At 69.9% G+C, this 14,370-nt stretch carries 11 protein-coding genes and 1 pseudogene; 4 read left to right on the top strand and 8 right to left on the bottom strand.

All coding sequences use genetic code 11. The annotated features are described in order from the left end of the window. Nucleotides 1–31: 31 nt before the first annotated feature. From AB0D18_RS33775 to AB0D18_RS33765, 3 genes are all read right to left on the bottom strand, one after another. Nucleotides 32–766, bottom strand: coding sequence for an MIP/aquaporin family protein (locus AB0D18_RS33775; RefSeq protein ID WP_362427459.1), 735 nt, complete (start codon nt 764–766; stop codon nt 32–34). A 374-nt stretch (nt 767–1,140) separates the two neighbouring features. Next, nucleotides 1,141–1,512, bottom strand: coding sequence for a DUF962 domain-containing protein (locus AB0D18_RS33770; protein ID WP_362427649.1), 372 nt, complete (start codon nt 1,510–1,512; stop codon nt 1,141–1,143). 235 nt (nt 1,513–1,747) lie between these two features. After that, nucleotides 1,748–2,575, bottom strand: a complete 828-nt coding sequence (locus AB0D18_RS33765; protein WP_362427456.1) for a M15 family metallopeptidase — start codon at nt 2,573–2,575, stop codon at nt 1,748–1,750. Nucleotides 2,576–2,825: 250 nt separating this feature from the next. On the opposite strand from AB0D18_RS33765, the gene AB0D18_RS33760 reads away from it, so the two are divergent. After that, entirely contained in the window at nt 2,826–3,344 is a 519-nt protein-coding gene (locus tag AB0D18_RS33760) for an NUDIX domain-containing protein (protein ID WP_362427454.1), read from the top strand. A 366-nt stretch (nt 3,345–3,710) separates the two neighbouring features. Beyond that, nucleotides 3,711–4,385 (top strand): hypothetical protein, encoded by a 675-nt coding sequence (locus AB0D18_RS33755; protein ID WP_362427451.1) that lies wholly within the window; start codon nt 3,711–3,713, stop codon nt 4,383–4,385. A gap of 135 nt (nt 4,386–4,520) precedes the next feature. Here the strand turns inward: AB0D18_RS33755 and AB0D18_RS33750 are convergent, their stop codons facing one another. From AB0D18_RS33750 to AB0D18_RS33740, 3 genes and pseudogenes are all read right to left on the bottom strand, one after another. Continuing rightward, on the bottom strand, nt 4,521–4,664 hold the full coding sequence (locus AB0D18_RS33750; protein ID WP_362427448.1) for a hypothetical protein: 144 nt from the start codon (nt 4,662–4,664) through the stop codon (nt 4,521–4,523). Between the two features lie 33 nt (nt 4,665–4,697). Then, nucleotides 4,698–6,962, bottom strand: a complete 2,265-nt coding sequence (locus AB0D18_RS33745; protein WP_362427646.1) for a TIM-barrel domain-containing protein — start codon at nt 6,960–6,962, stop codon at nt 4,698–4,700. A gap of 636 nt (nt 6,963–7,598) precedes the next feature. Then, a pseudogene (locus AB0D18_RS33740) lies at nt 7,599–8,060 on the bottom strand (glycosyl hydrolase); the annotation flags it as partial. 434 nt (nt 8,061–8,494) lie between these two features. On the opposite strand from AB0D18_RS33740, the gene AB0D18_RS33735 reads away from it, so the two are divergent. Continuing rightward, a complete protein-coding gene (locus AB0D18_RS33735; RefSeq protein ID WP_362427445.1) occupies nt 8,495–10,498 on the top strand; it encodes an acetoacetate--CoA ligase in 2,004 nt (667 codons plus the stop codon). Between the two features lie 163 nt (nt 10,499–10,661). Next, nucleotides 10,662–11,570, top strand: a complete 909-nt coding sequence (locus AB0D18_RS33730; RefSeq protein WP_362427442.1) for a hypothetical protein — start codon at nt 10,662–10,664, stop codon at nt 11,568–11,570. A gap of 88 nt (nt 11,571–11,658) precedes the next feature. Here the strand turns inward: AB0D18_RS33730 and ptsP are convergent, their stop codons facing one another. Both ptsP and AB0D18_RS33720 read right to left on the bottom strand, forming a co-directional pair. After that, nucleotides 11,659–13,329 carry a phosphoenolpyruvate--protein phosphotransferase gene (gene ptsP / locus AB0D18_RS33725; RefSeq protein WP_362427439.1) on the bottom strand — a complete coding sequence of 557 codons (1,671 nt, stop codon included), beginning with the start codon at nt 13,327–13,329 and terminating at the stop codon, nt 11,659–11,661. 77 nt (nt 13,330–13,406) lie between these two features. Then, nucleotides 13,407–13,856, bottom strand: coding sequence for a PTS glucose transporter subunit IIA (locus tag AB0D18_RS33720; RefSeq protein ID WP_362427436.1), 450 nt, complete (start codon nt 13,854–13,856; stop codon nt 13,407–13,409). Nucleotides 13,857–14,370 lie beyond the last annotated feature (514 nt).

Raw genomic sequence — 14,370 nt, 5'->3', positions numbered from 1 at the left:
GGAAGCTGCGGGTGGACTGGAAAGCCAGGTTCTAGAAAGCCAGGTTGTAGACGAGGCCGCCCAGGGTGCCGCCGATCAGTGGGCCGACCACCGGCACCCAGGCGTAACCCCAGTCGGAGGTCCCCTTGTTGGGGATCGGCAGCACGGCGTGCATGAACCTCGGGCCGAGGTCGCGGGCCGGGTTGATGGCGTAACCCGTGGGCCCGCCGAGCGACAGACCGATGCCGACGACGAGGAACGAGACGACCAGCGTCTGGGTTCCGGATGTCCCCAGCCCCTTCGTCATCCCGAAGGCCAGCACGGGCAGCACCAGCGCGAACGTCGCGATGGCCTCGGTGAGGAGGTTGGCGACCGGGTTCCGGATCTCCGGGATGGTGGAGAAGATGCCCAGCGTCGGCAGGGCCTCCTTCTTCTCCCGGTTGGCGCCGAACTGCGCGTAGTAGACCAGCCAGGTCAGTACGGCACCGATCATGGCGCCGACCATCTGCCCGAGGACGTACACCCAGACCTGGCTCCACCTGCCGGTGTCGACGGCTATGCCGAGGGTCACCGCCGGGTTGAGGTGGCCGCCGGACAGCGGCGCCGCGGTGTACGCCCCGGCCATGACGCCGAAGCCCCAGCCGAACGCGATGACCACCCAGCCGGCGGCCTTCGCCTTGGAGAATCTGAGGGTGACGGCGGCGCACACACCCGCGCCGAAGAGGATGAGGATCGCGGTACCGATCAACTCACCGCGGAAGACTTCCCAGTTGCTCCAGTTGCTCATGAGGTGGCGGCTCCTAGGCTTCGCCCGGGGTGGGCCCCGGTCCTGAGGGTGCAGGGGGAGTACCCGGCGGAGGGAGGCCGTGACCGCGGAGCCGGAAGCAGAGGGTCCCGTTCCCCCACCGGTGTCCGCCGTACGCGCCGAGCGTGCTGCCGGGCCGGTCGGGACCGCCGGTGGGGGAGGGCACGGCGCGGCAGAGCCCCGCGCACGCCGGGCCGGAGGTGCAGGCGACGCCGACTGACAACGGGAAGTGTTCACCGGCGGTGATGGAGCGTCAAGGAGCTGGACAGCAACGGGTGTTGACCCTCAAGCGGGCTTCTGCGTTCCGCCAGTGGAGCCGGCGGGGTCGACTGTCGGGGGCCGCGCTCAGTGGCTGCTCAGCGGTGATCGGCGAGCCACTTCGCCGCGGTCTCGGCGAGCTCCCGGTCACGCCCCGCCAGCATCATCCGGATCATCTGTGCGTCGCCGCGCAGCGACCAGGCGGGGTTGCCGAAGGTGGCGGGGTTGTTCTTCTCGATCAGGAAGTGGGCGGGCCAGGCCGTGCCGTACCCGATGAGCGGCAGCGCGGCCGCATACCGCCTCCGACCGCGCGCCAGGCCGTACGCGGCGACGGCGAGCCCGGTCAGGGTGCCGGTCAGATGGATCCAGCGGGTGGCGGCGCGGGAGTGCATGGCGACGTAGAAGGGCCAGAAGTCCTCGTACGAATCAAAGGTCCGCTCCTCGGCCTGTGCGACGGGGCTCTGCGGCATGGAGGTCTGCGGCATGGAGGTCTGTGGCATGGAGGTCGGCGTCATGGGGGCACGGTATTCGTTCGCAGGAATTCGCGAAACGGAGAACCGGATATGGGGATTCGGCGTCCGGTAGGAGAGAGCGGGCTGCCGGGGCCGACGGGGGTGGTCCTGGCAGCCCGCTCGGTTGCACCGAACACCGAAGTGTTCAATGCCCGACTCGATCTCCGACCCAGTGCCCGACTCAGTGCCCGACTCAGTGCCCGGCGACGGACCGCCGCGCGACCGGGAAGTCGAAGTAGGTGTCGGGGAAGAGCTCCGGCTTGTGCGTGAAGTGCCACCACTCCTCGGGCAGATTGGTGAACCCCTGCGCGGCAAGAGTGCTCTTCAACAACTGCCTGTTCGACCGCTGCATGCCCTGCACGCGGGGGTCGTCGGTGTGCGACAGAGTGTCGAAGCAGTCGTAACCGGTCCCCATATCAACGGAGTTGTCAGGAAAGCGCTCACTCTTGGGCGCGAAACAGGGCTTCAGCTTCTCGCCCGGTACGTACGGCCTGGTGGGCCCGGCAGGCAGCCGGACGATCGTCAGGTCGACCGTGCTGCCCCGGCTGTGCCCGGACTTCTCCGCGATGTAACCGTCCGCGAACAGCCGCGACTTGTCGACCCGGGGATAGAACTCGCCCTTCATGGCCGTGTCGTCGAGGTCCTTGGCCCACCGTACGAAGTGGTCGACGGCGCGCTGCGGGCGGTAACAGTCGTACACCTTGAGGGTGTAGCCGGAGCGGAGCAGCGTGCGCTGGGCCTTCTTCAGTGCCTGCGCGGCGGGACGGGTCAGGATGCACACCGGCTGCCGGTACCCGTCCACGGCCTCGCCCATGAAGGTGTGGTCGGTGGCGTACCGCATGTCCTGAAGGATCGTCGGGTCCACGGACCGCAGCGACACGAACGCTTCGGGAGCCCCGGCATGCTTCGGCCGCTGTGCCTGTGCCTGTGCCTGGGCGGGGGAGGGGGCGGCAGCGACGGTCAGGAAGGCTAGGGCGGCGGCGCCGAAGGCGCACAGGGCGGAACCAAGTCGTCGTCTCATGCGCCCCGTTTACCACCCCGCGCCCCTCGGGGAAACCCCACTGAACGTCCCGAGTCAGGGACGCCCGGCCCGGGCCCCCGACCCCACCCAGCGGATCCTGCCTGCCGCGCTGCGCCCCTCTGCTCACCTGCCCCTTCCGTCCGCAGGAGAGCCCCCACCGACACCACGCAGCCCTGGCGGAGCAGAAGAGACCCCTCCATTGCCCCCGATCCGCCGGACAGGCCCCACGAACAAGCCCTAAAGTCGCGCCGTGAACCACTCCCACCACTCCCACCATTCCCACTGCGCCCACTGCGGCGCGCCGTACGCGGAGACCGCAGGATGGCCCCGTACCTGCGCCGAGTGCGGCGAAACGGCGTACCGCAACCCACTGCCGGTGGCGGTCGCGCTGCTCCCTGTGAGATCGCCCGAGGGAACCGGCCTGGTGGTGATCACCCGCACCATCGAACCGTGCCGTGGCGGTATCGCCCTGCCCGGCGGCTTCATCGACCACGGCGAGGACTGGCGGGACGCGGTCGTGCGCGAACTCCACGAAGAAACCGGAATCGAGGCCCCGGCCACGGAGGTCCGCCTCGCCGACGCCCTGAGCTCCCCGGCCGGCCACCTGCTCCTCTTCGGCCTGCTGCCCACCCGCGACGCCTCCGACCTCCCACCACCGGCCCCCACCCTCGAAACCACGGGCTGGCACCTCCTGCACACCCCGAAGCCCCTGGCCTTCCCTCTCCACACCCAGGCCGCCCACTCGTGGTTCACCGGCCTGTACACCTGACCTCGCCCCTCCTTTGAACCAGGTCGGCGAAGTAGCTGTCTGGGGTGTTGTCGTTTCGGGTGGCGATGCCGCGGCCTTGAGCTTGTTGGTCAGCAGTTCGACGGCGTTTCCCTCCTTGCGGAAGTCGGCGTCGTGGCCGACAGGTCGATTGAGTGCCTGTGTCATTTCCCTTGGCTGGTGACGCACGGTGAGGATGAGATGGCAGGCTCCTCGTGTCCACCCCGGACAGTCTCTCGCCGTGGTGACCTGGCGGTTGACTTGCAGGTGAATCGTTGTCTGCGTACTTCCGGGTGACCGATCCGGGCCCGCCGCCATCGGATGATGGGCTCTTCAGAAACCACATACCGATGGAAATGGTGGCAGCTCATGGGTTCGAAGGCGTCGTTGCTCGCGTTCGCGCGGGAGACACCTCGTGCGGCGCTTCGGCCTGGCCTGGTGGCTGATGAGGCGGAGGCTCGGCTCCTGGTCAGCGAGGTACTGGCGCTGGAAGGCGTGGAACCGGCTGGCCCGCGAGTGCTGGACGGGGCGGTCCGGCCGGAGCTCGGGATGGTCTGTGCCGGGCGGTTCGCTGACGTTGATGTCCTTACGTCGCAAGACCTGGGCCGGGCTCGTCCTAGTGAGCTGGCAGAGTACATTCCTCGTTCCGCTCACCCGAGGGCCTTCGCGGTGGCCATGGACAGTGCGGTGGACTGGATGGGGTTCGCTCTGTGGGAGCACGGCACGCTCGTGCGGAGCCTGAGCCTTGCCCCGGATGAGGGCATCATCGAGCAGATCGGCAACCCGCTGCCGGTGGAGCGGGACTTCTGGGCCGAGCAACACCCCGTGGTGCATGCACCCGGCTACCCCCTGCCCTTCCACCCGCTGGAGCTGGGCAACGAAGTTCTGCGGGTCTTCTTCGGGTTCGTCCTCGAAGGCCGGGTCGACGACGACTGCTTCCATCCCGAAGACGTCACACTGTCAGCCTTCCGGGAAGCAGATCAACAGGTTCGGCAGGCGGAGCTGCGGGCCGCAGCCAGGCGCATGGTGCGAGTGAACAAGTAGATCTTGAGTTGCTTCGCCGACCGTCAGCGCAGGGGGGCAGAGGCGAGACGAATCGTCTGCGGTTGCATCCTGATGCGGATCGGTGCGGGCTTGCCGGTCGGCTTCACCGGCTCGGGGAGGTGCGGCGCCGTCCGGCTACTTGGTGGCTTCGTTGTTCCGAGCGGTGAGCTGGGAGAGGGCGGGTAGGCCCAGGAAGACGGGGGACTGTTTCCTCTCTTGCTGGGCTTCGATCTGGGCGATCTTGTCTTCGGCGGCGGCGAGGCTGTCAGCCCGGCGCATGCCTCCTCACCTCACTCCACTCCACCGCGCCCCTCACTCCACCCCACCCCTCACCCGAACCTCAAAGCCCACCTCGCCTCCCCCTTCCCGCTCCACCACAACCCGCCCCTCCCGCACCTGGGAGGTGAACCGCTCGACCTGCGGCTGCTCCCACCCCTCACCCGCATCCCGTACCACCAGCCCGCTCCCGGTACGCCCCGGCGCCGGAGCCCACACCTCCAGTTCGAGCCCGCCCTTTCCGTCCCGCACCGGAATCACCGCTCCGCCCCTCGCCAGCACGGGAATGCGGGACCCCACCCCGCCCGGCCCCATCACCCCGGCCCCCGCCGCACCAGACCCCCCGCTGCCAACTCCCGGCGCATCCAGCAGTACCTGCCCCGGCCCCTCGTAGGCCTCTCCGGTCAAGGTGTCGTACCACCGCCCCCGCGGCAGCCGCACCGCCCGCCGGTCCGCCCCCGGCTCCAGCACTGGCGCCACCAAGAACGAGTCCCCCAACAGGAACGCGTCCTCGCAGTCCCGCAACGCCCGATCGTCCGGCGCACCCCACCACACGGGCCGCACATAGGGCGCGCCGGTGAGCCGCGCCAGATGTGACAGCGTCACGAAGTACGGCCGCAGCCGCTCCCGTTCGGCCAGCGCCGCCCGCGCGTGCTCCAGCACCCGCGGCCCGAACTCCCACGGCTCCCGCCGCCCCGCGTCGATCGCCGCATGCGTACGGAACAACGGCAGATACGCCCCCAACTGGAACCACCGCAGATACAACTCAGCCCCCGGACTCCCACCGAACCCGCCCACATCCGGCCCGGAATACGGAACTCCGCACAGGCCGAGCCCCAGCACCAGCGACAACGACGCCCGCAAGCCGGGCCACTCGGTCGTCACGTCCCCCGACCAGGTCCCTCCATAGCGCTGCATCCCCACCCACCCGGACCGGGAGAACAGGAACGGCCGCTCCTCGGGCCGCAGCCGCCGCAAACCCTCGTAGCCGGCCCGCGCCATCGCCAGCCCATACACGTTGTGCGCCTCGCGATGATCACCGCCCCGCCCTTCCAAGACGTGGCGCGCGGACCGGGGGAGCGTCGGATCCCCGAACGCGGAGAACGACACAGGCTCGTTCATGTCGTGCCACACGCCGGAAAACCCCTGCTCCAGCCGCTCCGCGTACAGACCTCCCCACCAGTCCCGCACTTGCGGATCGGTGAAGTCCGGGAAGGCACACTCCCCGGGCCACACCTCGCCCCGCACCTCCCGCCCCCGCCCATCGCGTACGAAGGCCCCGGCCTCGACCCCACTGTCGTACACGGCATTCCCGGGCTCCGCCCGCACCGCCGGATCCACGATCGACACCAGCCGTACGCCCTTGTCCCCCAACTCCCGCGCCATCCCGGGAAGATCGGGAAACACCTCCCGGTCCACGGTGAACACCCGATGCCGGTCGTAGTGGTCGATGTCCAGGTGCAGCGCGGACAGTGGAAGCCCCCGCTCCCGGTAGCCGGCGGCTACCCGCCGTACTTCCTCCGCGCTCCCGAACCCCCACCTGGCGTGCTGCGGCCCGAGCGCCCAGGAGGGTGGCAGCGCGGGCCGGCCGGTCAGCGCCGTCCATCCGTGCAGCACCCGCGCGGGCGTGCCGACCACGACCCAGCACCTCAACGGCCCGCCAGTCATGCGTACTTCACTGCACCCCCACCGGTCGTGCCCCGAGCCGCCGCCCTCCTCACCCTCACGCAGCACGACGCGGCCGTCCCAGGTGTTGTCGTAGAACGCGAGGTGCGTCCCCGCGTCGGACACCACGAACTGCACCGGCATCGTGAGATACAGCGGGTCGTCCCCCGGCCCGAACCGTCCGCCGGGGTCGGTGTTCCACAGCCGGTACGTCCCGTCCCGCAGCCGAGGCCCGCCGGCCCGCCCACCGAGCCCGAAGAACCGCGCGTCCGCAGGCACCTCGGACCGCTGCAACCACCGCCCCACGTAACCCACACCATCAGCCCTCCCACCCCCTCCCACCCCACCAGACAAACCACCCCCACCCCCTGCTCCGGCCTGCCCCCCTGCTCGTACTCCAGCCCCATCTCCGACCCCTGCTCGTACTCCAGCCCCATCTCCGACCCCTGCTCGTGCTCCAGCCCCATCTCCGGCCTCGGCTCGTGCTCCAGCCCCATCTCCGGCCTCGGCTCGTGCTCCAGCCCCATCTCCGGCCTCGGCTCGTGCTCCTGCCCGTGCCTGTGCTCCAGCCTCAGCACCTGCCCGTGCTCCTGCCCCCGCCCGTGCCCGTGCCCGCGCTCCAGCCCCAGCTCCGATCCTTGCCCGTGCTTCGACCTCGGCCCGTGTTCCGGCCCGTGCCCGTGCCTCCGCACCTGCTCGTGCTCCGGCCCCCGCCCGTGTTCCTGCTCCATCCCCGGCCCGTGCCCCTGCTCCGGACCCTTCCCGTGCCCCTGCTTCTGCCTCGGCCTCTGTGGCGTCCCCGTCGCCGCGTCCGTCCCCGGCTTCGCGTCCGGCTAGGGCTCCGCCCTCTGCCTCTGCCCCTGCCTCCGGCTTTGCCCCGACCTCCGCCTCTGCCCCGGCCCCCGGCTCTGCCCCGGTCCCTGCAGCGTCCCCAGCCCGGCCCCCGCCCCCGCCCCCTGCCTCCGAGGCGGCTCCAGCCCCGGCCCCAACTGCGGCTTCGGCCCCGGCGTTGTCTCCGGTCCCTGCTGGGACTCCAGTCCCTGCCCGAGCCCGAGCCCGAGCTCCTGCCTCTGCCCCTGCCCGTCCGGCCTCATCGGCCAAGGCCCTTGCTGCGGCTGCGGCCTTGGCCCCGGCTTCGACTACGCCCCGGGCGCGGGCCCGCGCCCCGCCGCCGCTGCCCCCGCTGCGACCCTCGTCGTCACCCGCGCCACCACTCTCCCCGCCGCCCCCGCTGCCACCCTCGTCCTCGTCCTCACCCGCGCCACCACTCTCCACCGGCTCCCACCACCGCGGCGGCAGCTCCCGCCGCAGCAACACCCCGCCCGGCGTCCGGACCTCGATCGCGCCGTGCCGGGAGACCGCGACCGTCACCCGTTCCGACACGACCTGCCACCCGCCGTCCTTGTCCGGCTCCAGCACGACCCGGACATCCGGATCGGGGCACAACCCGGCCAACGCGTACGAAGGCTCCGGCCCGGCCCCGTCCCACCCCCAGAACACCGCGCCGCCCGCGACAACCAGAATCCGCAGCTCGGACCGCGCGAACCGGACGATCCCACCCCCGGGGAGTGCCTCCGCTCCTGTCACCGCGCCCGGCACACGTGCCCGCTCGGCCGTACGCGGAGGCAACCCCCAGGCATCCGTACGCCGCCGGCGCCAAGCAGCCCGCACGGACCGCAGCCCCTGCACGGAACCGACCATCTTCATCGAGCGCAACAGGTCATGACCGTCCATGCCTCTCACCCTGCCACCCGCCCTCCCGCCAATGCCCGCCGTTCAACTTCCGTTCACCCACCCCACAACCCCGGCCCCACCGCCATGTCTCACCCACCCATGGACTGGTGCGCCTCCGCCCGAGGACGCCACCTGCCACCCAGCAACGGCACACGCCACGCCGCGCCACACCACGCCACCGCCCGGGTACGCAGCTGGTGCTGCCGTTCTGCGGGCAGCCGAGCCACCCTCACAAGGAGCCGCGCAACGCCCACCCCCGCAACGCCCCCCCTGCGCACCCCTCACCCCGAACACGCCCGCCCCACACACGCCCACCCACCCTGGTGCAGAAGTCGATCACATGGCATCGTCCCCTCCAGTCCGCCCCACCCCAGCCCCACCGCAGAGCCGCCCAACCGCAGAGCCGCAGAGCCGAAAAATCCGGGAGCCACCCCATGTCCTCAGCCCCAGCGACGAACCCCGCGTCCCAGCCCGCCCCCCTCTGGCAGCCGGGCCCCGACCGCATCGCCGAGGCAGCGGTCACCCGTTTCCAGGCCTGGGCCGCCGACCGCTACGGCGCCCCCGCAGAAGGCGGCTACGACGCCCTCCACCGCTGGTCCGTCACCGAACTCGACACGTTCTGGAAAGCCGTCGCCGACTGGTTCGACATCCGCTTCTCCACCCCGTACGAGAAGGTCCTCGGCGACCGCACCATGCCCGGCGCCGAATGGTTCCCCGGCGCCACCCTCAACTACGCCGAGCACGCCCTGCGCACCGCCGAGGATCCGGCCCGCGCCGACGACCCCGCCCTGCTGCACGTCGACGAGTCCCAGAACCCCGAGCCCGTCACCTGGTCCGAACTCCGCCGCCAGGTCGGCTCCCTGGCCGCCGAGCTCCGCGCCCTCGGCGTGCGACCCGGAGACCGCGTCAGCGGCTACCTCCCCAACATCCCCCAAGCGATCACCGCCCTCCTCGCCACCGCCGCAGTCGGCGCCGTATGGACCTCCTGTGCCCCCGACTTCGGCGCTCGCAGCGTCCTCGACCGCTTCCAGCAGGTCGAGCCGGTCGTCCTGTTCGCCGTCGACGGCTACCGCTACGGCGGCAAGACCCACGACCGCACGGACACCGTCGCCGAACTCCGCCGCGAACTCCCGACCCTCCGCGCGGTCGTCCACATCCCCCTGCTCAATACACCCGCCCCCTCCGGCACTCTCGAATGGTCATCCCTCACTCAGAGTGACAACGAGCCGGTCTTCGAGCAAGTTCCCTTCGACCACCCCCTCTGGGTTCTCTATTCGTCCGGCACCACCGGCCTCCCCAAGGCCATCGTCCAGTCCCAGGGCGGCATCCTGCTCGAACACTTCAAGCAGATCGGCCTGCACTGCGACCTCGGCCCCGACGACCGCTTCTTCTGGTACACCTCCACCGGCTGGATGATGTGGAACTTCCTCGTCTCCGGCCTGCTCACGGGCACCACGATCGTTCTGTACGACGGCAGCCCCGGCTTCCCCGACACCGGAGCCCAGTGGTCGATCGCGGAGCGCACCGGAGCCACCCTCTTCGGCACCTCCGCCGCGTACGTCATGGCCTGCCGCAAAGCAGACATCCATCCGGCAGCCGACCACGACCTCTCCCGCATCAAATGCGTGGCCACGACCGGCTCCCCGCTCCCGCCCGACGGCTTCCGCTGGCTGCACGACGAGTTCGCGGAGTCCGGCCACGACCTGTGGATCGCCTCCGTCAGCGGCGGCACCGACGTCTGCAGCTGCTTCGCCGGCGCCGTGCCCACCCTCCCGGTGCACATCGGCGAGCTCCAGGCCGCCTGCCTCGGTACGGACCTCCAGGCCTGGGACCCCCAGGGCAAGCCCCTCACCGCCGAGGTCGGCGAACTCGTCGTCACCAACCCCATGCCGTCCATGCCGATCCGCTTCTGGAACGACCCCGACGGCACCCGCTACCACGACAGCTACTTCGACGCGTACCCCGGCATCTGGCGGCACGGCGACTGGATCACGATCACCGACCACAACTCCGTGATCATTCACGGCCGTTCGGACTCCACCCTCAACCGAGGCGGCGTCCGCATGGGATCCGCAGACATCTACGAGGCCGTCGAACGCCTCCCCGAGATCCGCGAATCCCTCGTCATCGGCCTCGAAGAGCCCAACGGCGGCTACTGGATGCCGCTCTTCGTCCACCTCGCCGAAGGCGCCGTACTGAACGACGAGCTCCGCACCCGCATCAAGAACACCATCCGCGCCGAACTCTCCCCCCGCCACGTCCCCGACGAAGTCATCGAAGTCCCCGCCGTGCCGCACACCCTCACCGGCAAGCGCATCGAGGTCCCGGTGAAGCGACTCCTCCAGGGCGCCCCCCTCACGAAGGCGGTCAACCCGGGCTCCGTCGACAACATCGAACTCCTCCACTTCTACGAGGACCTCGCCCGCACCCGCCGCTGAGACGACGCATCGAGCGATCGCTCAACCCGTACGCGGCCTCGGACCCACTCAGCACCTCCACGAAGTCCGAGGCCGCCCACATCACCCCGACTCACCGAACCGGCATTGTCAGACCCCGCGGTTACTGTGAGTGAGCAATGATCGACCGCGCTCAGGGGGAGCAATGGAGCACACCAGGAACGACCGGAAGCAGAACCGCACCACCAAGTCCATGCGCCGCACCCTGCGTCGCGAAGTGCCCAGCACCGTGGGCCTGCTGGCCGACGCCGAGGACTTCGCGGCCATGACGAGGTACCGCACCTTCACCTTCGAGGACCACCCCACCTACCTCCAGCAGGTCGACGCCCTGCTCAAGACTCTGGCGGCCCAGGGCCTGCACACCAGCGTCGCCCTCTTCGACCCGGAAGAATTCACCGAGTTCTGTACGGCGGCGGGGCTCGACCCCGACCGGCCGGCGACCCGGGCCCGCTTCACGGCGCACACAGCGGCCCACGGCGCCTGCGTCCCGTACACGGGCCAGCCGCTCGACAGCCTCGTGCCCACCCTCATCAACGAAGCGGTCCGGCAGGCCACTTGGGACTGCGCGAGCCTGCTCCTGGCCGACCTCGGCAGTTGCGCCGAATGCGGCGAGGACATCGGCCGTGAAGCCTTCGAGCGCTCCTCGCACCTCCTCGTCGCCCTGTTGAAGGGAGCGGGCACCGGCATTCACCACCTCGTGTGCAGCGTCCCCGCCGAGGTGGAACAACTCCTCGCCGTCCTCCACGTAGAAGTGGCCGAGGACGGGATCCCCGAACTCGACGACGACGAGGGAGCCGAATTCGTGACGGTCCTCGCCGCGGGTGTCGCTCTCGAAAGCCCCGGCGGAATCGTCCTGCGGACCACCCGCGACGGCGAACCGGACCGGGTGCACGGCTGGCGCCTCGACCGGGGCCGCCTCGCCGCCCTGACCGCGGGCGAGGTCTTCAGCGCCTACTGCACGGACGCCGAGACCGGCGAACCGGTGTCCCCGGAACCAGGCGTCGAGTACTGCGCGGGCTACACCCTCGACGACACCCCCGGCGGCCGCCACTGAAAAAGCGGAGGAAGCCGAAAAGCCCGAAGGGGCTGCCGGTTGTTACCGGCAGCCCCTTCGGACCCAGGAAAACGTCAACGCTGTCGGGTCACTCCCCGGACAGCACCGCCTGTGCAGCCACCCGGGCCTCTTCGGCGGTGTCCACGGCACGCGCCGCGGCAGCCGCACGCTCGCACTGCGCCAGCGTGTACTTCGCCAGCGTCGCGCGCACGTACGGAATGGCCTTCGCGCCCATGGACAGGGAGGTGACACCCAGACCGGTCAGCACACACGCCAGCAGCGGGTCGGCAGCAGCCTCGCCGCACACACCGCAGCTCTTGCCCTCGGCCCTGGCGGCATCGGCCGAAGCCGCCACCAGGTCGAGCAGCGCGGGCTGCCACGGGTCCTGCAGCCGCGACACCGCACCGACCTGACGGTCGGCGGCAAAGGTGTACTGGGCCAGGTCGTTGGTCCCCAACGAAAGGAACTCGACCTCCTGCAGGATGGACCGGGCCCGCAGCGCGGCGGACGGAATCTCCACCATCGCACCGAACTTCGCCTGCAGCCCGGCCGCACGGCACGCGTCCGCGAACGCCTTGGCGTCCGTGCGGTCCGCGACCATCGGCGCCATGACCTCCAGGTACACGGGCAGACCCTCGACGGCCTTGGCCAGCGCGGTCAGCTGCGTCCGCAGCACCTCCGGGTGCTCCAGCAGCGACCGCAGACCACGCACGCCCAGAGCCGGGTTCGGCTCCTCGGCCGGCGTCAGGAAGTCGAGCGGCTTGTCCGCACCGGCATCCAGCACACGCACGACCACACGGCCCTCGGGGAAGGCCTCCAGCACCTTGCGGTACGCCTCGACCTGCGACTCCTCCGAAGGAGCCTGCTTGCTGTCGTCGAGGAAGAGGAACTCGGTCCGGAACAGACCGACGCCCTCGGCACCCGCCTCCACGGCAGCCGGCACGTCCGCCGGACCACCGATGTTGGCGAGCAGCGGCACCTTGTGACCGTCGGACGTGGCACCGGGACCGGTCGACGCGGCCAGCGCGGCCTTGCGCGCGGCGGCCGCGGCCTCCAGCTCGGCCTTCTTCTCGGCACTCGGCTCGACGAAGACGTCGCCCGTGCTGCCGTCGACGGCCACGACCGTGCCCTCGGCCAGTTCACCGGCGCCGGGCAGCGCCACCACGGCAGGCACACCGAGCGCCCGCGCGAGGATCGCGCTGTGGCTGGTCGGCCCGCCCTCTTCGGTCACGAACCCGAGCACCAGCGCCGGGTCGAGCAGAGCGGTGTCCGCAGGAGCCAGGTCCCGCGCGATGAGCACGTACGGCTCGTCGCTGTCGGGCACACCCGGCATCGGAACGCCCAGCAGACGGGCGACGATACGATTCCGCACGTCGTCGAGGTCGGCCACCCGGCCGGCCAGGTACTCCCCGGCACCGGCGAGCAGCGCACGGTACGCGGCGAACGCGTCGTACACACCGCGCTCGGCAGTGCTGCCGACAGCGATCCGGCGGTCCACATCGGCCATCAGCTCGGGGTCCTGGGCCATCAGCGCCTGAGCCTCGAGAACAGCCTGAGCCTCACCGCCCGCCAGGTTGCCCCGCGCCATCAGATCGGCCGCCACAGCTTCCACGGCCTGGCGGGCACGCCCCTGTTCGCGCTCCGCCTCCTCCGCGGGAATCTGCTTGGCCGGCGGCTCGAGAACCGCCGTACCCATGTGCCGAACTTCGCCGATCGCCACACCGTGGCTCACGCCGACGCCTCGCAGCGTTGTCTCCATTTCACCGTCTCCGCTAGTTGCGACGGACCGTGCCGCCGCGTTGGATGTACTACCCGCCGTCACTACGGCGCTGACGTCTACTTCCAGCTGAAGAGAGTGTCGCCAACCTTGACGTCGCTGTCCTCGGCCAGGTCCGACAGCGCATCGGCAGTGGCTTCGAGCGCCACCACGGGGCATACGGGCGACTTGCCGGCGGCCTCGACGGCGGCCGGGTCCCAGCGCACGATGTCCTGCCCGCGCGTCACGTTGTCACCCTTGTTCACGAGGAGCTCGAAGCCCTCGCCGTTCAGCTGCACGGTGTCGATACCGAGGTGGGTGAGCACACCGTGGCCCTCGGCGTCGACGACGACGAACGCGTGCGGGTGCAGGGAGACGACAACACCGTCGACGGGCGACACGGCCGCGGAGGGCTCGCGCACGGGGTCAATAGCGGTGCCGGGACCGACCATCGCTCCGGAGAACACGGGGTCGGGGACTGCGGCGAGTCCGATGACGCGGCCTTCAAGAGGGGACGTCACGCTGGTCATGGGGCCTCCCAGGGGCGGAGTTTGTGCGGTGCCGTCACTACCTGTCCTGGACGGCATACCTGCTTCAGAGGGTAAGTCATAAGAAGTCCCGGTTCCGCATGAGAGGTGCCGCTTGGACGACCTTGGGACGCACCGGAAACGATTTGCCTCAACAACCGGCGCCATGTACTGTCGTAACCCTGCCTGACCCCAACACGTACTCGCTCTCTTGCGGGTCGTTGTGTCGGCAGCGCCTCTTGAATGTCGATCCTATCCCGGATCTCTCTTCTGCATGCAGTGGAATGGGTGGTCAGGGAAATGGAAAAGCCCTGATAGAGTCGGAACCGCCGGAAAGGGAAAACGCGAAAGCGCAGAACCTGGAAAGCACCGAGGAAATCGGAACGGAAACGGTCTGATAGAGTCGGAAACGCAAGAACAGAACAAAATGAAACACCGAACGAAAACGTCCGGAGGAAAGCCCGCGAGGGTGAGTACAAAGGAAGCGTCCGTTCCTTGAGAACTCAACAGCGTGCCA

Origin of the sequence: Streptomyces sp. NPDC048442, assembly GCF_040651475.1 — a bacterium.
GTDB lineage: Bacteria > Actinomycetota > Actinomycetes > Streptomycetales > Streptomycetaceae > Streptomyces.
The sequence above is the reverse complement of the archived record's forward strand: the minus strand, read 5'-3'. Positions and strand labels throughout refer to the sequence as shown.